This is a genomic window from Pseudomonas sp. TWR1-1-4, assembly GCF_049897165.1.
Classification (GTDB): domain Bacteria; phylum Pseudomonadota; class Gammaproteobacteria; order Pseudomonadales; family Pseudomonadaceae; genus Aquipseudomonas; species Aquipseudomonas canadensis.
Genome location: NZ_JAFCVS010000004.1, coordinates 579,566 through 598,559 on the forward strand (window position 1 = coordinate 579,566; position 18,994 = coordinate 598,559).

Consider the following 18,994-nt stretch of genomic DNA (forward strand, 5'->3'; position numbering starts at 1 on the left):
AAAAACGCCTCGGGCAGGGAATGCCGGGCATTTTAGGGGGGATGGGGGATTAGGGCACGGGGTTATTTGATCAACGGTCGGCACTCAACCCCCGGCAAACACAAAACATAGGGTGAGCGGGCTTGTTGTGGTGAGCGGGCTTGCCCCGCGCTGGGCTGCGAAGCAGCCCTGAATCCAGGCACCGCATTTTGTCTAGAATGAATGGGGTGGTTTTATTGGGGTGGCTGCGCCACCCAGCGCGGGGCAAGCCCGCTCACCACAATAAGCCCGCTCACCACACAATTGACCTTATTCGAGTACCACCAGGCGGTTGGGCAGCTCATTGCGGGTCTGCGTCACCGGCACATGCACCTTCAACAACTCACCGCAGGCCTCGATGCACGCAATGAACCCCGCCAACGTCTGCCCCTGTTTCACCTGCTGGGTAAACGCCTTGACGATCACATCCCAGCTGCCGTCATCCAGCCGTTTGGAAATGCCGTCATCCACCAGGATCTCCACGTACCGCTCCGCCTCGCTGACAAAAATCAGCACGCCAGTGCTGCCCAGGGTGTGGTGCAGGTTCTGCTCCAGGAACTGCCGCCGCGCCAGGTTGGACGCGCGCCAGTGGCGCACCGAACGGGGGATTAGCCGCGTGGTGACCTTGGGCAGGCGGAACACCAGGCACAACACGATGAACGTCGCCCATTGCGCCAGCAACAAGGTGTACATGGTCAGGTAGCCCGACAGGTAATGCACCACGCCGGGTACCACCAACGCGATCAGGCTGGCCCACAACAGCGGGATGTAGGCGTAGTCATCGGCGCGGGCGGCCAGTACAGTCACCAGCTCAGCGTCGGTGGTTTTCTCGACGCGGGCGATCGCTTCCGCGACTTGGCGCTGCTCGTGTTCAGTCAGTAATGCCATGGTTGTGCTTGCTCTCTCGTTATTATCATCACCAGCCGCCTGAAGCCCCGCCGCCGCCGAAGCCGCCACCGCCGCCCCGGAAACCACCGCCGCCTCCCCCACCGCCACCGCCACGGCCACTGCTGCTGAGAATCGCCAGCAAGATCGCGCCCACCGGCAGGCCCATGCGATTGCATAGCCACAACACGCCGATCAGCAGGATAAACAAGCCGATGGAAAACCCGGGATTATCCTTGGCAAAGTTGGCATCCGCCACATGGGCCGGCACGGCCAGTGGCTCGCCGCCCACCACCTGCACCATCGCGGCCACGCCGTCGCTGATGCCTTTGCTGTAGTTGCCGGCCTTGAACGCCGGCGCAATCACTTGGTTAATGATCACCCACGACTGCGCATCCGTGAGTACACCTTCCAGCCCATAGCCGACTTCGATGCGCAATTTGCGCTCATCGCGGGCGACGATCAACAGCGCGCCGTTGTCCTTGCCCTTCTGGCCGATGCCCCACTCGCGGCCCAATTGGTAACCGAAGTCTTCAATGGGCACGCCTTGCAGGTCGGGCACGGTGACCACCACGATCTGGTCGCCGGACGTCTGCTCCAGTGCCTGCAACTGCTGGGTCAGTTGCTGGCGCGTGGCCGGGTCGATCATTTGGGCGTTGTCCACCACCCGCCCGGTCAGCGCCGGGAAGGTCAGCGCCGCCTGGGCCGCACCGACGCAGGCCAACAGCCACAGCGCCAGGCCTATCCGTAATAAACGCATCGACACCTCAGTGCAGCCTTATTTGAACTTCACTTGCGGCGCTTTATCGGCATCGGCACTGGTGGCTTCAAACGTGGCGCGGATCGGCAAGTCGCTGTACATCACGCTGTGCCACAGGCGGCCAGGGAACGTGCGGATCTCGGTGTTGTAGGCCTGCACCGCCTGGATAAAGTCGCGACGGGCCACGGCAATACGGTTTTCGGTGCCTTCAAGCTGCGATTGCAGGGCCAGGAAGTTCTGGTTGGCCTTCAGGTCCGGGTAGCGTTCGGACACCACCATCAAACGGCTGAGTGCGCCGCTCAAGCCGTCCTGGGCCTGCTGGAACTGCTTGAGTTTTTCCGGGTTGTCGAGGGTGCTTGCATCCACCTGGATCGAGGTGGCCTTGGCCCGCGCTTCAATCACCGCGGTGAGGGTGTCTTGCTCATGGGCGGCGTAGCCCTTGACCACCTCCACCAGGTTGGGGATCAGGTCGGCGCGGCGTTGGTACTGGTTTTGCACCTGGCCCCAGGCGGCTTTGGCCTGTTCATCCAGTGTGGGAATGTTGTTGATGCCGCAACCGCTCAATACGGTACTAATCAGTAACAAAACTGCGGCTTTCACGCCCCAGCGGTAGCCTTGTGCTGCTTGCATGGTGTTTCTCCTGGCGAACCTTGGTGGAATGTGGCAACGGTAAGGCATAATCCGCTGCCGCGACTGGATTGCATCAGATCAATCAGCTAAAAAGATGCCCAGCACAAATAAGAGTTCAGAAGTGTGGTGCATTTTCTGCAATAACACTCGAACAACAACATATGTTCCCCACATTTTGGCAGATCAGCGCATTTTCGCTGTGCAGTGAGCCGAAAAAGGATATTCATGAAAAAGCTGTGTTTGCTCGGCCTTGTTGCCACTCTGGCCAGTCACCCCGTATGGGCAGAAACAAAGCCTGCTGCGCTTAAAGACAAGGACGCCTTTGTCAGCGACCTGCTCAAGCAGATGACCCTGGATGAAAAGATCGGCCAATTGCGCCTGATCAGCATCGGCCCCGAGATGCCCCGCGAGCTGATCCGCAAGGAAATCGCCGCCGGCCGCATCGGTGGCACGTTCAACTCCATCACCCGCCCGGAAAACCGTCCGATGCAGGACGCGGCCATGCGCAGCCGCCTGAAGATCCCGATGTTCTTCGCCTACGACGTGATCCACGGCCACCGCACGATTTTCCCGATCAGCCTGGCCCTGGCGTCCAGCTGGGACATGGACGCCATCGGCCGTTCCGGGCGCATCGCCGCCCAGGAAGCCGCCGCCGACAGCCTCGACATCACCTTTGCGCCAATGGTCGACATCTCCCGCGACCCGCGCTGGGGCCGCACCTCCGAAGGCTTCGGTGAAGACACCTACCTGGTCTCGCGCATTGCCGAAGTGATGGTCAAGGCGTTCCAGGGTGTCAGCGCCGCGAATGCCGACAGCATCATGGCCAGCGTCAAGCACTTCGCCCTGTATGGCGCGGTGGAAGGCGGCCGCGACTACAACGTGGTCGACATGAGCCCGGTCAAGATGTACCAGGACTACCTGCCGCCTTACCACGCGGCCATCAAGGCCGGTTCCGGCGGCGTGATGGTGGCGTTGAACTCGATCAACGGCGTGCCCGCCACCGCCAACACCTGGCTGATGAACGACCTGCTGCGCAAGGACTGGGGCTTCAAGGGCCTGGCCGTCAGCGACCACGGCGCGATCTTCGAGCTGATCAAGCACGGCGTGGCCAAGGACGGACGTGAAGCCGCCAAGCTGGCGATCAAGGCCGGCATCGACATGAGCATGAACGACTCGCTGTATGGCAAGGAATTGCCGGGGCTGCTCAAGTCCGGCGAGATCGAGCAGAGCGACATCGACAACGCCGTGCGCGAAGTGCTCGGCGCCAAGTACGACATGGGCCTGTTCAAGGACCCGTACCTGCGCATCGGCAAGGCCGAGGATGACCCGGCCGACACCTACGCCGAAAGCCGCCTGCATCGCGCCGAAGCCCGTGATATTGCACGCCGCAGCCTGGTCTTGCTGAAAAACCAGAACAACACCCTGCCGCTGAAAAAATCCGCGACCATCGCCCTGGTCGGCCCGCTGGCTAAAGCACCGATCGACATGATGGGCAGTTGGGCCGCCGCCGGTAAACCGGAACAATCGGTGACCCTGCTCGACGGCTTGAACGCGGTGATCGGCGAAAAAGGCAAGATCATCTATGCCCGTGGCGCCAACATCACCAACGACAAGGCCGTGGTCGACTACCTGAACTTCCTCAACTTCGATGCCCCGGAAGTGGTGGATGACACCCGCCCAGCCCAAGTGATGATCGACGAGGCCGTCAAAGCCGCCAAGGATGCCGATGTCGTAGTCGCTGCCGTGGGCGAATCCCGTGGCATGTCCCACGAATCCTCCAGCCGCACCGACCTGAACATCCCGCAAAGCCAGCGCGACCTGATCAAGGCCCTGAAGGCCACCGGCAAGCCGCTGGTACTGGTACTGATGAACGGTCGTCCCCTGTCGATTCTCGAAGAGAACCAGCAAGCCGACGCGATCCTGGAAACCTGGTTCGCCGGCACCGAAGGCGGCAACGCGATTGCCGACGTGCTGTTTGGTGACTACAACCCGTCGGGCAAGCTGCCGATCACCTTCCCACGCTCGGTGGGCCAGATTCCGACCTACTACAACCACCTGACCATCGGCCGGCCGTTCACCCCGGGCAAGCCGGGCAACTACACCTCACAGTACTTCGATGACACCACCGGCCCCCTGTTCCCGTTTGGCTACGGCTTGAGCTACACCACGTTCAGTCTGTCGGACATGGCGCTGTCGTCCACTACCCTGAACAAGACCGGCAAGCTTGACGCCAGTGTCACCGTGACCAATACCGGCAAGGTGGACGGCGAAACCGTGGTGCAGTTGTATATCCAGGACGTGGCCGGCTCGATGATCCGCCCGATCAAGGAGCTGAAGAACTTCCAGAAGATCATGCTCAAGGCGGGTGAAGAGCGCACATTGCACTTCACCATCACCGAGGAAGACTTGAAGTTCTACAACACTCAGCTCAAGTTCGCGGCGGAACCGGGTGAGTTCAATGTACAGATCGGGTTGAATTCCCAGGATGTGCAGCAGCAGACGTTCGAGTTGCTGTAACGCCTGACGCGGTCAAAAAAATGTGGGTGCGGGCTTGCTCGCGAAAGCGGTAGATCAGTCAACTATTCAGTGGCTGACACTGCGCCTTCGCGAGCAAGCCTGCTCCCACATTTAGATCGAGTTGACTTGACTAGCCGCGTCTATCCAGCAAATTCACCACCAACCGATCAATCCACCCCCACACCCGCTGCTTCACCCGCCGCCACAACGGCCGCGACTTCCACGCCTCCAGGCTCACTGCCTGGCTCTTCTCGAAATCCCGCTCGAAACTGCCCACCACCGCCCGCGTCAATTCAGGGTCCAGCGCTTCCAGGTTGGCTTCCAGGTTGAAGCGCAAATTCCAGTGGTCGAAATTACACGACCCAATACTTACCCAGTCGTCCACCAGCACCATTTTCAGGTGCAGGAAGCACGGTTGGTATTCAAAGATCTGCACACCCGCGCGCAGCAAGCGCGGGTAATAACGGTGCCCGGCGTAACGCACGGACGGGTGATCGGTACGCGGGCCGGTGAGCAGCAAGCGCACATCCACCCCGCGCCCCGCTGCACGGCGCAAGGCACGGCGTACGCCCCAGGTCGGCAGGAAATACGGCGTGGCTAACCAAATACGTTGCTGGCCGCTGTTCAGGGCACGGATCAGCGATTGCAGGATATCGCGGTGTTGACGGGCGTCGGCATAGGCGACACGGCCAAGCCCCGGCCCGGTGGCGGGCATCCTGGGCAAACGCGGTAAACCGAAGTGGGTGGCAGGTTTCCATGCGCGGCGCGCGTTGTTGGCGTGCCATTGGCGGTCAAACAGTGCCTGCCAATCCTGCACCAACGGGCCGCTGATCTGCACCATGACTTCATGCCAGTCGGCACTGTCATTGCCCGGCGTCCAGAATTCATCGGTCACGCCGGTGCCGCCGACGAAGGCGACATTCTGGTCGATTAACAACAGTTTGCGATGGTCGCGGTACAGGTTACGCATCCAGCGGCGCCAGCTCAGGCGATTGTAGAAACGCAGTTGCACACCAGCGTCGGTCAGGCGTTTGCGCAGCCCGAGGGTAAACGCCAGGCTGCCGTAATCATCGAACAGGCAGCGCACCTGCACGCCGCGTTCGGCGGCGAGCACCAGCGCCTGCACCATGGCTTCGGCGCAGGCGCCGGCTTCCACCAGGTACAACTCCAGCTCGACTTGCCGCTCGGCGCGAGCAATGCCCACCAGCATCTGCGGGAAGAAATTCGGCCCGTCGATCAGCAATTCGAAACGGTTGGCGCTGCGCCAGGGGAACACCGCGCCGCTCATATCAGCGCGCCGTGAAGATCAGCACCGCACCCACCGGCACTGACAGACTGATCGACTTGAGCCCCGCCGCTTTGCGCAACGCCGCCACACCCGGCGCCAGGTCAAAGTCCTCGGCATGCATCACCAACGGTTCCAGAGTCACTACCTGGAAGCGTCGGTCGTCCAACCGCGTGGCCAACAACTCGGCGCTGTAGGTTTGGGTTTTGCCGTGCAGGGTCACGGACAACGGCAGGCGCAACTCCAATTGTGCGCCGGGAGCCAAATCATTGATCGGCTGCAGGTTGATCTGCGCGTTGATCAGCGCATCGGGAAAGGTCTTGATCTCGAACAACTGGTTGCGCATGCGCTCGTCACGCAGCGGGATGCCGCTGTTGACGGACTCCAGCTCCACCTCCAGTTGCGCCGCGCCCTGGCTGTCGACCTTGCCGTGCAACACCAGGAAGCGCTGCACTTCGGCGATTTCGGTGTTCTTGGTGGTGACGAACGACAGACGCGACGATTCGTTATCCAGATACCAGTCGGCATGGGCAGGCACGGCAGCGGCGGCCAACAGGGCGAAGACCAGGGGTTTGATCACAGAAGCGTTGAACATTGAAGACTCGTGGGGCGAAAAACCTGAACGAACCTTAACCGGATCGCGAGGGTTACGCCAATGCGCGCTGCACTTCGCGCACCGTCTCTTCCAGGCTGGCCATGTGCAGGTTCAACACCCGCTCCACTGGCGCCTGATGCATCGGCCAATGCAGCGCCATGCTCCCAACCAGACGACCATTGACGCGCACCGGCAGGGCGACGGCGCGAATCAGAAACGGCAAACGCACCGGATACTCCCAATAACCCTCGGTGCGCTGGCCGAAGCCCTGGTGCTGGGTTTGCTCGCAGGCCTGGTATTGCTCGTCCGCCGCCACATGGTCGCGACCCGCCAACCGTTGCACCTCTTCGGCCGGCAATTGGGTGAGGCAGGCCTTGCCCATCGCGGAATGAAACAGGCTGGCGTGCTGGCCGACGATCTGGCAATTGTTCGGATAAAGCTTGCGCAACACTCTGGGGATCGCGCTCTCCATGACTTCCAGGCGCTCGCCATCAAAGCAGGACAAATCCACCACCAGCCCGGTGCGTTCGCTGAGCTCCAGCAACCACGGCGCCGCGCTTTCCACGACTTGGCGTTTGAAGCGTTGCTGGGTGTCGCCGAACAGACGTTGAGCGCGCAGGCGGTAACGACGATCGCTCAAGCCGCGATAGACCCAGCCCTGCTCCTGCAACGTCAGCAACATGCGCGACACCGTGGCCTTGGGCAGGCGTGTGAGGTAGTGCAACTCCTCCAGCCCCAGGGCCTGGTGCGCGCCCAGCAACTCGACGATTGCCAGTGCGCGCTCGACCGAGCGTACGGTGCCTGTCTCCATGTTCGATCTCCCTGTTGCCGGTGGATGATCATTGTTCACAGCAAGATACAGGCCCGGTCGCCGCTCACCCCGTCGATGCCAGGCACGTCGGCGGCCGACGCTGCACCCATTGCGTCAGCTGTTCATGAGCATAGGCCAATTGCAGCACCGCCCGATCCGCCTGGGCCGGGCCGATGATCTGCACGCCCATGGGCAGGCCCTGGGGGTTAAAGCCCACCGGCACGCTCATGCTCGGCAGCCCGGCCAGGGTCGGGCCGATGACCCCTTCCATCCAGCGGTGGTAGGTGTCCATTTCACGCCCGCCAACGAGGCGCGGCCAGGGCTGCTGTGCATCGAAAGGGAACACTTGGGCGGTGGGCAGAAGCAGAAAATCGTAACGTTCGAACAGCTTGGCGAGGGCGCGATACCACTCGCTGCGATCCAGCGATGCCTGGTACACCTGCTGGGCCGTCAACCCCAGGCCACCCTCCACTTCCCATTGCGCTTCGGGCTTGAGCAGTGCGCGTTTCTGCGGGTTGGCGTAGGCCGCACCGAGGTTGCCGCGCACCAGCCAGTGGCGATGCACCAGCCAACTGCGCCACAGCCGCGCCATGGAAAAGTCCGGCTGGCAGCTTTCCACCGTGCAGCCCAATGCAGTGAAATCGCCGAGGGCCGATTCGCACAGGCTCAGCACGCCGTCGTCCATCGGTAGATAGCCGTTGTAATCCCCCAGCCAGCCCAGGCGCGCCCCCTTGAAGTCACGCTGCAAGGGCTGGCCGAACATCGCCGGGTCCTCCTTGGACGACAACGGCACTCGCGGGTCGTAACCCGCCTGGATGCTCAACAGCCGCGCCACATCCGTCACGCTGCGGCCCATCGGGCCTTCGGTGCCCAGTTGCTGCACGAACAGTTCCGGGGTCGGTCCGTAAGGCACTCGACCTTGGGACGGGCGCAAGCCAAACACGTTGTTGAACGCCGCCGGGTTGCGCAGCGAACCCATCATGTCGCTGCCGTCAGCCACCGGCAGCATGCGCAGTGCCAGGGCCACCGCCGCCCCGCCGCTGCTGCCGCCCGCGACGAGGCGGGGGTCGTAAGCATTGCCGGTGGTGCCGAACAGCGTGTTGTAGGTCTGCGAACCGAGGCCGAACTCCGGCACGTTGCTCTTGCCGATGATGATCGCGCCACTGCCCCGCACGCGCGCCACGCTGATGGCGTCTTCGCTGGGCACGTGCTCGGCGAACAGCGGAGAGCCCAAGGTGGTGCGCAAGCCTTGGGTAGCAGCAAGGTCCTTGATCGCCTGGGGCATACCGTGCATCCAGCCGCGCGACTGGCCTTGGTCCAACTCGCGATCACGTACCCGCGCCTCGGCCAACACGTCATCAGCGTCGCGCAGCGACACCAGCGCATTCACGCTCGGATTGAAGCGCTGGATCTGCGCCAGATACGCCTGCATCACCTCTTCGCACGACACCTGCCGCGCGTGGATCGCCCGCGACAGTTCGGTGGCATCCCAATCAACAATACTCAAGGCTTCACCTCTTTGGAAAACGGTAGCGGTTTCTGTGCCCGCGGCGCCTCATGCATGCTGTAGGTGCCCAGCAGCGTCAGCACGCAAGCGAACAACACATAAAAGGAGGGCGCGACGGGCGTGCCCAGCACTTTGGTCAGCCAAGTGACGATCAGCGGCGCAAAACCGCCGAACACCATGACCGCCACGTTATAGGCGACCGATACACCGGTCGAGCGAACTTCGATGGGAAACTGCTCGGCCAGTGCGGTCGGCGCCGGGCCGAAGAACCCACCGATGGCGGTGCACAGCATCACTTGCATCACCAGTAGACGCTCGATGGACGGCGCGGCGGCGACCCAAACATACAGCGGATAGACCATCACAAAAAACGCCAGGGTGAACGCCATCAACACCGGCCGCCGTCCCAGGCGGTCCGACAGCAAACCAGACAGCGGAATCACCACGGTCATCAGCGCCACCGCGAACATCTGCACCATCAACACCTGGTCCAGCGGCAGACCAAGGCTTTTGTGGGCGAAGGTCGGCATGTTCACCAGCACCACATAGAACGACACCGTCGCGCCACAGGCCAGGCCCATGGAGACGAGGATGCTGCGCCGATGCTCGCGCACCACCTGCATCAGGCTCGGCGCCGGGCCGGTCGCCTGTTTGCGTGCCTCGATGAATTCTTCCGGGTCTTCCATGTGCCGACGAATCCACAGGCCCACCGGGCCAATCAGCAAACCGAACACGAACGGCAGACGCCAGCCCCACAGATCGAGGGTTTGCGGCGAAAAGAAGTGCGTGACCGCAGCCACCATCGCCGCGCCACCAAACACCGCCAGGCACTGCCCCACCAACTGCCAAGAGCCATATAAGCCCTTGCGATGGGCTGGCGCGCTTTCCACCAGGAACGCCGTAGCACTCGCGTACTCACCGCCGGTGGCAAACCCTTGAAGCATGCGCGCCACCACGATCAACAACGGCGCGCCCATGCCGATGGCGGCGTAGTTGGGCGCAAAGGCGATCAACGCGATGGACACGGTCATCAGCCGGATAATCAACTGCATCGCGGCCTTGCGGCCTTTGCGGTCGGAATACATCCCCAGCAGGATGCCGCCCACCGGCCGCATGAAAAAGCCCACGCCGAAAGTGGCCAAGGCCATCAACAGCGAGGCGTACTCGTCATCCGAAGGAAAAAACTGCCGGGCAATGATGCTCGCCAGAAAGCCGTAGACAATGAAGTCATACCATTCCAGCGCATTGCCGATCACGGCCGCCACCACTTGGCGGGTGCGGGACACACCTGGTTTTGCAGTCTGCATGAGGAACACTCCATTCAACCGATCGAGGGAAAGGGTCCAGCGGCAGAAAAAGAAGGTCGTCAGGCAGGCTTGAGCCAGCTCTCGGCCAGCGCGCCCCAATAGGCGGCGCCAGTCAGCAGGATGTCGTCGTTGAAGTCATAGGCGGGGTTATGCACCATCGGCCGCGACACGCCGTTGCCGATGAACAGGTAGCTGCCGGGGCAGCGTTGCAGCATCCAGGCGAAGTCTTCGCTGCCCATCAGCGTACGGGTGTTGCCGTCCACCGCGTCGGCGCCGAGCAAGGCGACGCCGACCTGGCGGGCGAATTCGGTTTCTTCGGCGTGATTGACCAGCACCGGATAGGCCGGGCGGTGTTCGATCTGCACCGTGCAGCCAAAGCTGGCGGCCTGGGTGTGGATAATGGCGAACACCCGCTCCAGCATCTGCTCACGCACCTTGGGATTGAGCGCGCGCAGGCTCAGACGCAACAGCGCCTGCTGGGGAATCACGTTGGCGGCCTGGCCCGCTTGCAGGGCACCGACGGTGACCACGGCAGCTTCCTGGGTGTCGATATTGCGCGCCACCACTGTCTGCAACGCCATGACCATGCTCGCCGCCGCCACCAACGGGTCCACCGTCAGATGCGGCATGGAACCGTGACCACCAACGCCTTCAAGGGTCACGGTGAGCAAGTCTTGCGAAGCCATCATTGGCCCAACGCGCAACCCCAGATGCCCCGCCGGCAGCCCCGGCATGTTGTGCATGCCAAACAAGCCATCGCAGGGGAAACGCTCCAGCAAACCGTCAGCCAGCATGGCTTCGGCGCCGCCCTGGCCCTCTTCGGCGGGTTGGAAGATCAGGTTTAAAGTGCCATCAAATTGCCGCGTGGCCGCCAGGTAGCGCGCGGCGCCGAGCAACATCGTGGTGTGGCCGTCATGCCCACAGGCGTGCATGCAACCGGCGTGTTGGCTGGTGTAGGACGCGCCGGTGTTTTCGATGATGGGCAAGGCGTCCATGTCGGCACGGATGCCCAGGGTGCGCGAACTGCTGCCATTGCGCAGCACGCCCACCACGCCGGTCTTGCCGATGCCGGTGTGCACCTCATAGCCCCAGTCTTTCAGGGATTTGGCGACGAGGGCACTGGTGCGGTTTTCTTCAAAGCCCAGTTCAGGATGGGCGTGAATGTCCTGGCGTACGGCGTGCAAATCGCCGGCAACGTCGCTGAGCCAATCCAGGATGTGCTGGTGTGGGCGCATGGTGATTCTCCTCACAGGCGGGTGTTCCCGTTCTTGTTTGCTGCACATCGCCAGCTAACCGCGATGTGGGCAGGAGGACAATCAAAGGTGGTTCCACTCTGTGGAACCTTGCCGCATTACATGGTTTTCCTGAAGCTTGCCTCTCTCTGTGGTGAGCAAGCTTGCTTGCGTTGGAGGGGGAAGTGCCGCCAAAAACCAGGCGGCCAAAAATCATGAATAACTGGTTCGAATCTTGTGTAAGGAAGCGTGCTAGAGGGCATTACTTTTTTCTGTAAAACCACATCAAATAGAACCCACCAAGGGGAACGGCGAAGACAAAATAGAACAGCCATAACAGTGTGTGCCCACCATTGGATGCAGCCGTCTTCAATGGATCCGACCCCCAAAAGCGTTTCCCGGTAACACTGAAGACAATGTTTTCTACTGCGCGCCTTGAGAACGGAAACAAAAGTGCATTAGCCCCGCAGATAGAAATATAAATAGCAGCGTTATCGTTTGACCGGAAACTATAAGCGCTCAAAAAAAACAAAAACAATCCAATCATCAAACCCTCAAAAAAATGGCTTTTCTCCATGCCCATTCGCATTCTTATCATCCTGAAGTAATGTTGAGCCACACGCGCTAGAGCCAGAAACATCCGCTCTGCCTCTGAAGGGCCGCAACCCATGTCATCGGCCACCTGCAAGATTACTACATGCGCGCGGCATCAAAATCAGGACGCTGCACGTTGCGCTTGAAACGTGCAAAGGTAAATCCTACGGCAGCAGGCGACACCCCTGCCGCTCCCCCAACCACCGCGCCACATGCGTACGCCCCAACCCGCTCGCCGTCACTTCACTGCGCTCCGGGTTGTCGCTGAACGCGCTGGTCGGCACGTACTGCTTCACATACCCCCGGCAATATTCGGCCGGGTTGTTCGCCACGTACCGGCATGAGCAGTACTCCTTGGCGGTGTAGGCCGCGATGATGTCGGGGAAGGCTTGCAGGTTGACGCGTTCGTGCCAGAGCCAACCCAGCAAGGCGAGCAACAACAGCAGAAACAGACTGGTAACCGGCCGACGGCGGATCATGGTTGCACCGCCGCGAGTACGCGCTTGAGCAGTTCGTTATGGCGATAGCTGCCGTCGCGATCATCGCCATAACGCACGATGACCAAGTGTTCGTCGGGCATCACGTACAACGCCTGCCCCCAATGACCGAGGGCGGCGAAGGTGTCGGCGGGAGCATCGGGCCAGGGTCTTGACGCGCCTTTATTGAGCCACCAATGACCACCGGGGACGGCTTCGTCCTGGCCGGGTTTGTATTTATCGAAGGGCTGGCGGTTAAAGGCAACCCAGTCTTTGAGCAACAGTTGTTGATCGCCCCAGCGACCGTCACGCGCCATCAGCAAACCGACACGCGCCAAGTCGCGAGCGGTGAGGTAGGCATAGGACGAGGCGACGAAGGTTTCATCGGCGTCGGTCTCCCAAGTGGCATTGCGAATGCCCAAGGGCTTGAACAGCGCATCCCACGGGTAACTCATATAAGCCTTGTGCCCGAGCATGCCTTTAAGGGTGGCGGACAAGATATTGGTGTCGCCGCTGGAATAACGGAACACCTGGCCCGGTGCAGTGGCGGCCTCGGTGTCGGCGGCAAAGTCGGCCATGTCGCCGCGGCCTCGGGTGTAGAGCATCGCCACCACCGAGGATTTCAGCGGCGCGTATTCGTAATCTTCCTGCCAGTCGAGGCCCGAGGCCCAGTGCAGCAAGTCGGCCATGGTCACGGCCGGGTGCTGTTTCATCGGCGGGTAAAAGCGCGCGGCGGGGTCAGTGAGTTTGAAGCGGTTATCGCCGTAGGCCACGCCCAGTACGGTCGCCATCAGGCTTTTGCTGACCGACCAGGTGAGGTGCGGGGTGCTGGCGGTGGTGGGTGCGGCGTAGCGTTCGTAGATGACCTCGCCATCGCGAATCACCAGCAACGCATCGGTGCGGATGCCTTGGCGAGTGGCGTCGTCCCGCGCCGGGAAGGCGTAGGCCTCCAGGGCATCAACAGCGGGACCCGATAGCGGTGTGCCCTTGGCCCAGTCTTTATCGGGCCATGTTTCGGCGTGGGCGGTAACGATGACGAATAGCAGGGCGACGTACAACAGGCCTCTGACCATGGACGCAGACTCAAGGGGGCATTCAAGCCCGCGAGCCTAGCCGAGGGTGATGACAGATTTGCGACAGCGGGGGCTGTCATCCAAGCGTCACCATAACTTCATGGAGATGACACCGAGCCTACATAGCCTGAGTTTGGACAACAAAGTCGACCGGCCGAAATCGTGGCCGGCACTCGGAGACTCGCCATGACTCAGATCGCCCGCATCAGCGACACCGGCAATGAACGCCGTCTGCAAGCCGAACGCCTGGTTGGCGCGCAGGCGTTGCAGGAAGCCCAGGCCCTGCGGTTCAACGTGTTCAGCGGCGAGTTCAACGCCAAGCTGAAAGGCGCGGAACTGGGCCTGGACATGGATGACTATGATGTTCACTGCAGCCACATCGGCGTGCGGGACTTGAACAGCGGTCGACTGGTGGCCACCACCCGTTTGCTGGACCACCAGGCTGCCAGCACCCTGGGTCGGTTCTACAGTGAAGAAGAATTCAGCCTGCATGGCTTGCTCCATCTGCAAGGCCCGATCCTGGAAATCGGCCGCACCTGCGTCGACCCGGCCTACCGCAACGGCGGCACCATTGCCGTGTTGTGGGGCGAATTGGCCGAAGTGCTCAACCAGGGTGGCTACAGCTACCTGATGGGTTGCGCGAGCATCCCGATGCACGATGGCGGCATCCAGGCCCACGCAATCATGCAGCGCCTGCGTGAACGCTACCTGTGCAATGAACACCTGCGTGCCGAACCGAAAAAACCACTGCCGGCGCTGGACCTGCCGTCCAACGTGATCGCCGAGATGCCGCCATTGCTCAAGGCGTACATGCGCCTGGGTGCGAAGATCTGCGGCGAGCCGTGCTGGGATGAGGATTTCCAGGTGGCCGACGTGTTCATCCTGCTCAAGCGCGATGAGCTGTGCCCGCGTTACGCGCGCCACTTCAAGGCTGCAATGTGATGAGCCGCCTGCGAGTTTACGGGCGCATTGCCCGCGTGCTGGTGGTGGTGGCGCTGGGCTTGAGCATGGCCAGTGTGTTTGGGGTATTCGAGCGCATGGGCATCGCCAATTCGATGGTGCGGCGCCAGCGTTGGTCGCGGTTTTTCATGGCGCGACTGACCAACGCCCTGCCCTTTCGCGTGACGGTGCACGGTGAGTTGCCGACGCAGCCGATGCTGTGGGTGAGCAATCACGTGTCCTGGACCGATATTCCGCTGCTGGGCGCCGTGGCGCCGATGTCATTCCTGTCCAAGGCCGAAGTGCGCACCTGGCCGGTGGCAGGTTGGTTGGCGGCCAAGGCTGGCAGCTTGTTTATCCGCCGGGGTTCGGGCGACAGCCAGTTGATCCGCAAGCAGATGACGCGCCACTTGGAGCAAGAGCATCCGTTGCTGATGTTCCCGGAAGGCACCACCACCGACGGGCGCAGCCTGCGCACCTTCCACGGGCGCTTGCTGGCCAGTGCGATCGATGCGGATGTGTCGCTGCAACCGGTGGCGATCCGTTATCTGCGTGACGGCCAAGTCGACCCGCTGGCGCCTTTTATTGGCGACGATGATTTGCTCTCGCACCTGATGCGCTTGTTTGCCAACGACCAGGGCGATGTGGAAATCCATGTGCTCAAGCCGATTGCCTGCGCCGGGCAGGAACGTGCGGCGCTGGCGTATCAGGCGCAGCAGGCAGTGCAGAAGGCGTTGTTTGGTGAGGTGGTGCAGCCAGCCGAACCGCGCGGCGCGCTGATTGCCGCCTGAACCCGATTCACTGTAGGAGCGAGCTTGCTCGCGAAAAACGAATAGGCGCCACGGGCTGGCTGACAGCGCTGCGTTATCGTTGACGATCTTCGCGAGCAAGCTCGCTCCTACAGAAGTCTTGCAACAGCGGGTAGAAAACGCTGAAGTCTTCGCTCAACGGCTCATACAGCTCCCGCAGCTCCCGCATGGCATGGCTCAGTTCCTCGGGCTGTGTCAGGCGCCGGGAAATCCCCCGCAACACCTGCTCCATCACCGCAAACTCGCGGTACGAGCCCAACCAATCATCCGCCGCCATATACGGCGCAATCTGCGCCAGCCGCCCCGGCAATTGCGGCTCGGCCGCCAGCACGCGGTACACCTGCGACGTAAAACGCTCCAAGGGCTGGTCGGCATACAAGGCCCAGTCCCGCGCCAGGCAGTGGTCGAAAAACACATCGAGGACGATCCCGGCATAACGCCTGCGGGTCAGGCTGAAGCGTGACAACGCCTCCCCCACCAGCGGGTGGCTGTCGGTGAAGCGGTCGATGGAACGATGCAGCTGGATCGCCGACTCGATTTGCGGGCTGAACTGGCCCTGCAGGGGACCTTTGACGAAATCGCCATAGAGGCTGCCCAGCAGTTGCGCAGGAAGTTGGCCGCCCAGGTGCAGATGTGCGAGATAATTCATGGTGCGCAGTCTACCACTGCCCTCAACGTATCGTTATAACCCGATATACCGATTGAGCCTAGGCTCAGATCAAAATCATATTGGTCTATCGGGATAGACCGATATAAAGTTCGCCTCATCGCGATATAACGCTGCAAGACACCGAGCACCTGCCATGTCCATCGACCTCGACGAAATAATAAAAGCCCTGGCGCACCCAGTACGACGAGACATCCTCACCTGGCTGAAAGACCCGAAAGTGCAATTCCCCGAACAACTGCACAACCACGAATACGGCATCTGCGCCGGGCAGATCGACCAGCGCTGCGGCTTGTCCCAGTCGACCGTGTCGGCCCACCTGGCCACCCTGCAACGCGCCGGGTTGATCAGCAGCCAGAAGGCCGGCCAGTGGCACTTTTTCAAACGCAACGAGGACACCATCCAAGCCTTCCTCGCGGCGCTCACCACCGAACTCAGCGCGCACGACAGCGCCGCGTTGTAACAAGGAAACGCTAATGCCCCTCTCGCTACTCATACTGGCCCTCAGCGCCTTCGCCATCGGCACCACCGAGTTCGTCATCATGGGCTTGTTGCCCGATGTGGCGGCGGACTTGGGTGTGTCGATTCCCGGCGCCGGCTGGCTGGTGACCGGTTACGCCCTGGGCGTGGCCATCGGCGCGCCCTTCATGGCATTGGCCACCGCCAAATTGCCACGCAAGGCGGCGCTGGTAGCGTTGATGGGCATCTTCATTATCGGCAACCTGCTCTGCGCCCTGGCCAGTGACTACAACGTGTTGATGTTTGCCCGTGTGGTCACCGCGCTGTGCCACGGTGCATTCTTCGGGATTGGTTCAGTGGTAGCGGCCAACCTGGTGCCGGCCAACAAACGGGCTTCGGCAGTGGCCTTGATGTTCACCGGTCTGACCCTGGCCAATGTGCTCGGCGTGCCGCTGGGTACGGCACTGGGCCAGGAAGCCGGCTGGCGCTCGACCTTCTGGGCGGTGACGGTGATTGGTGTGGTGGCGTTGATCGGCCTGATCCGCTTCCTGCCGGCCAAGCGTGATGAAGAGAAACTCGATATGCGCGCCGAACTGACCGCCCTCAAGGGCGCCGGCATCTGGCTTTCGTTGAGCATGACCGCGCTGTTTGCCGCGTCCATGTTCACCCTCTTCACCTACGTCGCACCGCTGCTGGGCGATGTAACCGGCGTGTCGCCCAAAGGCGTGACCTGGACCCTGCTGTTGATCGGCCTGGGCCTCACTGTGGGCAACATCATCGGCGGCAAGCTGGCGGACAAGCGCCTGGTGGCCACTTTGATCGGCGTATTCATCAGCATGGCGGTGGTCTCCACGGCACTGACCTGGACCAGCGTCGCCGTGATCCCCACCGAAATCACCCTGTTCCTGTGGGCCACCGCGTCGTTCGCCGCCGTGCCTGCGCTGCAGATCAACGTGGTGACCTTCGGCAAGGCCGCACCGAACCTGGTGTCCACCCTGAACATCGGCGCGTTCAACATCGGCAACGCCCTCGGCGCGTGGGTGGGCGGCAGTGTGATTGCCCATGGTTTCGGCCTGACCAGCGTGCCCTTGGCCGCAGCGGCCCTGGCGATCCTCGCGCTGTTGGTGACCCTGATTACTTTCCGTCAGACCGGCGATGCCGACCTGGCCCCCGCGACTAACTGATCCACTTCAAAGACAAAGGTGCTTTCCCCATGACGACTATTTTCGATCCGATCAAACTGGGCGACCTGGAACTGTCGAACCGCATCATCATGGCGCCGCTGACCCGCTGCCGTGCCGATGCCGGTCGCGTGCCCAACGCGCTGATGGCCGAGTATTACGTGCAACGCGCCTCCGCCGGGCTGATCCTCAGCGAAGCCACCTCCGTGACGCCGCTGGGCGTGGGTTACCCGGACACACCAGGCATCTGGTCCAATGACCAGGTGCGCGGCTGGGCCAACGTCACCAAGGCGATTCATGGCGCGGGCGGCAAGATCTTCCTGCAACTGTGGCACGTGGGGCGTATTTCCCATGAGTCGTACCTGAACGGCGAAAGCCCAGTGGCCCCGAGCGCGATCCAGCCTAAAGGCCACGTCAGCCTGGTGCGCCCATTGGCCGACTACCCAACGCCACGCGCCCTGGAAACCGCTGAAATCGCCGACATTGTCGACGCCTACCGCACCGGTGCCGAGAATGCCAAGGCCGCCGGTTTCGACGGCGTGGAAATCCACGGCGCCAACGGTTACCTGCTCGACCAGTTCCTGCAGAGCAGCACCAACAAGCGCACCGACCAGTACGGCGGCTCCCTGGAAAATCGTGCACGCCTGCTGCTGGAAGTGACCGACGCCGCCATCGAAGTCTGGGGCGCTGGCCGCGTGGGTGTGCACCTGGCACCGCGCGCCGACTCCCATGACATGGGCGATGACAACCTGGCGGAAACCTTTACCTACGTTGCCAGCGAACTGGGCAAGCGTGGCATCGCGTTTATCTGCTCCCGTGAGAAAGAAGCCGGCGACAGCCTCGGTCCACAACTCAAGAAGGCTTTCGGCGGCGTGTACATCGCCAACGAACGCTTCACCAAGGACAGCGCCAACGCCTGGCTGGCCGAAGGCAAAGCCGACGCCGTGGCGTGGGGTGTGCCGTTCATTGCCAACCCGGATTTGCCAGCGCGCTTGAAGGCTGATGCGCCATTGAATGAAGCCCGCCCAGATACTTTCTATAGCAAAGGCCCAGTGGGTTACATCGACTATCCGACGCTGGCGCTGTGATGTAAAAAGCTGAAACGAAAAAGCCCCGGTTCGAAGGAACCGGGGCTTTTTCATGGACGCTGGGTAACATTCCTTCACAGCCCTGCAACAAAATCGCTACAAAATACTTAGGCGGCTACCTATCAACCCGCCGCCAGCCCGTATATAAAGTCACCCCACCG

The 18,994-nt window shown here is 61.8% G+C and carries 19 protein-coding genes; 6 read left to right on the forward strand and 13 right to left on the reverse strand.

The window, feature by feature from the left end:
* Positions 1–288 precede the first annotated feature (288 nt).
* From ACP7C6_RS14885 to ACP7C6_RS14895, 3 genes are read right to left on the reverse strand one after another with little or no spacing between them, the layout of a single operon-like run.
* Positions 289–906: a TPM domain-containing protein gene (locus ACP7C6_RS14885; protein ID WP_122724794.1), complete on the reverse strand. Its 618-nt coding sequence runs from the start codon at positions 904–906 to the stop codon at positions 289–291.
* Between the two features lie 28 nt (positions 907–934).
* Complete coding sequence (locus ACP7C6_RS14890; protein WP_028619296.1) at positions 935–1,663, reverse strand: TPM domain-containing protein; 729 nt, start codon at positions 1,661–1,663, stop codon at positions 935–937.
* Positions 1,664–1,681: 18 nt separating this feature from the next.
* Complete coding sequence (locus ACP7C6_RS14895; protein ID WP_028619295.1) at positions 1,682–2,293, reverse strand: LemA family protein; 612 nt, start codon at positions 2,291–2,293, stop codon at positions 1,682–1,684.
* A gap of 225 nt (positions 2,294–2,518) precedes the next feature.
* Here ACP7C6_RS14895 and bglX point away from each other — a divergent pair, with 225 nt between their 5' ends.
* On the forward strand, positions 2,519–4,810 hold the full coding sequence (gene bglX / locus ACP7C6_RS14900) for a beta-glucosidase BglX (protein ID WP_426108939.1): 2,292 nt from the start codon (positions 2,519–2,521) through the stop codon (positions 4,808–4,810).
* A gap of 130 nt (positions 4,811–4,940) precedes the next feature.
* Here the strand turns inward: bglX and ACP7C6_RS14905 are convergent, their stop codons facing one another.
* From ACP7C6_RS14905 to ACP7C6_RS14945, 9 genes are all read right to left on the reverse strand, one after another.
* The gene (locus tag ACP7C6_RS14905) at positions 4,941–6,098 is read right to left on the reverse strand and encodes a phospholipase D-like domain-containing protein (protein ID WP_028619293.1); all 1,158 of its coding nucleotides are present in this window, start codon (positions 6,096–6,098) and stop codon (positions 4,941–4,943) included.
* A gap of 1 nt (position 6,099) precedes the next feature.
* Positions 6,100–6,690, reverse strand: coding sequence for a YceI family protein (locus tag ACP7C6_RS14910; RefSeq protein WP_311894960.1), 591 nt, complete (start codon positions 6,688–6,690; stop codon positions 6,100–6,102).
* 52 nt (positions 6,691–6,742) lie between these two features.
* Complete coding sequence (locus tag ACP7C6_RS14915) at positions 6,743–7,501, reverse strand: IclR family transcriptional regulator (protein WP_311894959.1); 759 nt, start codon at positions 7,499–7,501, stop codon at positions 6,743–6,745.
* Between the two features lie 64 nt (positions 7,502–7,565).
* Positions 7,566–9,008 (reverse strand): amidase, encoded by a 1,443-nt coding sequence (locus tag ACP7C6_RS14920; protein WP_426108940.1) that lies wholly within the window; start codon positions 9,006–9,008, stop codon positions 7,566–7,568.
* The gene (locus ACP7C6_RS14925; protein ID WP_308908454.1) at positions 9,005–10,315 is read right to left on the reverse strand and encodes a citrate-proton symporter; all 1,311 of its coding nucleotides are present in this window, start codon (positions 10,313–10,315) and stop codon (positions 9,005–9,007) included. The genes ACP7C6_RS14920 and ACP7C6_RS14925 overlap by 4 nt, the downstream gene beginning before the upstream one ends.
* A 59-nt stretch (positions 10,316–10,374) precedes the next feature.
* Entirely contained in the window at positions 10,375–11,550 is a 1,176-nt protein-coding gene (locus ACP7C6_RS14930) for a M20 aminoacylase family protein (RefSeq protein ID WP_068936498.1), read from the reverse strand.
* A 259-nt stretch (positions 11,551–11,809) separates the two neighbouring features.
* On the reverse strand, positions 11,810–12,229 hold the full coding sequence (locus tag ACP7C6_RS14935) for a hypothetical protein (RefSeq protein WP_240039847.1): 420 nt from the start codon (positions 12,227–12,229) through the stop codon (positions 11,810–11,812).
* Positions 12,230–12,305: 76 nt separating this feature from the next.
* Positions 12,306–12,620 (reverse strand): hypothetical protein, encoded by a 315-nt coding sequence (locus ACP7C6_RS14940; protein WP_028619286.1) that lies wholly within the window; start codon positions 12,618–12,620, stop codon positions 12,306–12,308.
* Positions 12,617–13,690: a serine hydrolase domain-containing protein gene (locus tag ACP7C6_RS14945; protein WP_426108941.1), complete on the reverse strand. Its 1,074-nt coding sequence runs from the start codon at positions 13,688–13,690 to the stop codon at positions 12,617–12,619. Before ACP7C6_RS14945 ends, ACP7C6_RS14940 begins: the two co-directional genes overlap by 4 nt.
* 186 nt (positions 13,691–13,876) lie before the next feature.
* Here ACP7C6_RS14945 and olsB point away from each other — a divergent pair, with 186 nt between their 5' ends.
* Entirely contained in the window at positions 13,877–14,632 is a 756-nt protein-coding gene (gene olsB, locus ACP7C6_RS14950) for an L-ornithine N(alpha)-acyltransferase (protein WP_003172415.1), read from the forward strand.
* Entirely contained in the window at positions 14,632–15,420 is a 789-nt protein-coding gene (locus ACP7C6_RS14955; RefSeq protein WP_068936501.1) for a lysophospholipid acyltransferase family protein, read from the forward strand. The genes olsB and ACP7C6_RS14955 overlap by 1 nt, the downstream gene beginning before the upstream one ends.
* Before the next feature lie 73 nt (positions 15,421–15,493).
* On the opposite strand, the gene ACP7C6_RS14960 is transcribed toward ACP7C6_RS14955, so the two are convergent.
* Positions 15,494–16,087: an ACP phosphodiesterase gene (locus ACP7C6_RS14960; RefSeq protein ID WP_122814825.1), complete on the reverse strand. Its 594-nt coding sequence runs from the start codon at positions 16,085–16,087 to the stop codon at positions 15,494–15,496.
* A gap of 154 nt (positions 16,088–16,241) precedes the next feature.
* Between ACP7C6_RS14960 and ACP7C6_RS14965 the strand changes: the two genes are divergently transcribed.
* From ACP7C6_RS14965 to ACP7C6_RS14975, 3 genes are read left to right on the forward strand one after another with little or no spacing between them, the layout of a single operon-like run.
* Positions 16,242–16,568, forward strand: a complete 327-nt coding sequence (locus tag ACP7C6_RS14965; RefSeq protein WP_016975101.1) for an ArsR/SmtB family transcription factor — start codon at positions 16,242–16,244, stop codon at positions 16,566–16,568.
* A gap of 13 nt (positions 16,569–16,581) precedes the next feature.
* Positions 16,582–17,748: an MFS transporter gene (locus ACP7C6_RS14970; RefSeq protein WP_426108942.1), complete on the forward strand. Its 1,167-nt coding sequence runs from the start codon at positions 16,582–16,584 to the stop codon at positions 17,746–17,748.
* A 29-nt stretch (positions 17,749–17,777) separates the two neighbouring features.
* The gene (locus ACP7C6_RS14975; protein ID WP_028619281.1) at positions 17,778–18,833 is read left to right on the forward strand and encodes an alkene reductase; all 1,056 of its coding nucleotides are present in this window, start codon (positions 17,778–17,780) and stop codon (positions 18,831–18,833) included.
* The last annotated feature ends 161 nt before the right edge of the window (positions 18,834–18,994 follow it).

Coding starts and splice junctions, on each gene's coding strand:
- ACP7C6_RS14885 (WP_122724794.1), bottom strand. CDS start 906: ATGGCATTACTGACTGAACACGAGCAGCGCCAAGTCGCGGAAGCGATC.
- ACP7C6_RS14890 (WP_028619296.1), bottom strand. CDS start 1,663: ATGCGTTTATTACGGATAGGCCTGGCGCTGTGGCTGTTGGCCTGCGTC.
- ACP7C6_RS14895 (WP_028619295.1), bottom strand. CDS start 2,293: ATGCAAGCAGCACAAGGCTACCGCTGGGGCGTGAAAGCCGCAGTTTTG.
- bglX (WP_426108939.1), top strand. CDS start 2,519: ATGAAAAAGCTGTGTTTGCTCGGCCTTGTTGCCACTCTGGCCAGTCAC.
- ACP7C6_RS14905 (WP_028619293.1), bottom strand. CDS start 6,098: ATGAGCGGCGCGGTGTTCCCCTGGCGCAGCGCCAACCGTTTCGAATTG.
- ACP7C6_RS14910 (WP_311894960.1), bottom strand. CDS start 6,690: ATGTTCAACGCTTCTGTGATCAAACCCCTGGTCTTCGCCCTGTTGGCC.
- ACP7C6_RS14915 (WP_311894959.1), bottom strand. CDS start 7,501: ATGGAGACAGGCACCGTACGCTCGGTCGAGCGCGCACTGGCAATCGTC.
- ACP7C6_RS14925 (WP_308908454.1), bottom strand. CDS start 10,315: ATGCAGACTGCAAAACCAGGTGTGTCCCGCACCCGCCAAGTGGTGGCG.
- ACP7C6_RS14930 (WP_068936498.1), bottom strand. CDS start 11,550: ATGCGCCCACACCAGCACATCCTGGATTGGCTCAGCGACGTTGCCGGC.
- ACP7C6_RS14940 (WP_028619286.1), bottom strand. CDS start 12,620: ATGATCCGCCGTCGGCCGGTTACCAGTCTGTTTCTGCTGTTGTTGCTC.
- ACP7C6_RS14945 (WP_426108941.1), bottom strand. CDS start 13,690: ATGGTCAGAGGCCTGTTGTACGTCGCCCTGCTATTCGTCATCGTTACC.
- olsB (WP_003172415.1), top strand. CDS start 13,877: ATGACTCAGATCGCCCGCATCAGCGACACCGGCAATGAACGCCGTCTG.
- ACP7C6_RS14955 (WP_068936501.1), top strand. CDS start 14,632: ATGAGCCGCCTGCGAGTTTACGGGCGCATTGCCCGCGTGCTGGTGGTG.
- ACP7C6_RS14960 (WP_122814825.1), bottom strand. CDS start 16,087: ATGAATTATCTCGCACATCTGCACCTGGGCGGCCAACTTCCTGCGCAA.
- ACP7C6_RS14965 (WP_016975101.1), top strand. CDS start 16,242: ATGTCCATCGACCTCGACGAAATAATAAAAGCCCTGGCGCACCCAGTA.
- ACP7C6_RS14970 (WP_426108942.1), top strand. CDS start 16,582: ATGCCCCTCTCGCTACTCATACTGGCCCTCAGCGCCTTCGCCATCGGC.
- ACP7C6_RS14975 (WP_028619281.1), top strand. CDS start 17,778: ATGACGACTATTTTCGATCCGATCAAACTGGGCGACCTGGAACTGTCG.